The sequence below is a fragment of the Dyella sp. ASV21 genome, from assembly GCF_016428975.1.
In the GTDB taxonomy this organism is placed as follows: Bacteria; Pseudomonadota; Gammaproteobacteria; order Xanthomonadales; family Rhodanobacteraceae; genus Dyella.
On the sequence record NZ_JAELTT010000186.1, the window covers coordinates 1 to 414 of the forward strand.

1 pseudogene is annotated in these 414 nt (G+C 81.9%); it reads left to right on the forward strand.

The window, feature by feature from the left end:
- Nucleotides 1-165: 165 nt before the first annotated feature.
- Nucleotides 166-291, forward strand: a pseudogene (locus JHD67_RS22480) (Holliday junction resolvase RuvX); the annotation flags it as partial.
- Nucleotides 292-414 lie beyond the last annotated feature (123 nt).

The following is a 414-nucleotide window of genomic DNA, read 5'->3' on the forward strand; positions in this document are numbered from 1 at the left end:
CCCCCCCCCCCCCCCCCCCCCCCCCCCCCCCCCCCCCCCCCCCCCCCCCCCCCCCCCCCCCCCCCCCCCCCCCCCCCCCCCCCCCCCCCCATTCCCACCCACCCCCCGCCAACCGAGATTCGGTCACGGGTCTCGTGGGCTCGGAGATGTGTATAAGAGACAGGCTTTACCGGAAGCGCGCGCGGCCTGGCCGCCATTGCCGTTCGCGATGGTGACCCGGACTGGTCGCGGCTGGACGCCCTTCGCCAGGAATGGCTGCCGGACACCCTGGTGGTCGGCCTGCCGCTAACCGGGGGCGCGGATGCGGAGGGGGGGGGGGGGGGGGGGGGGGGGGGGGGGGGGGGGGGGGGCGGGGGGGTGAAAAAGGGGGGGGGGGGGGGGGGGGGGGGGGGGGGGGGGGGGGGGGGGGGGGGG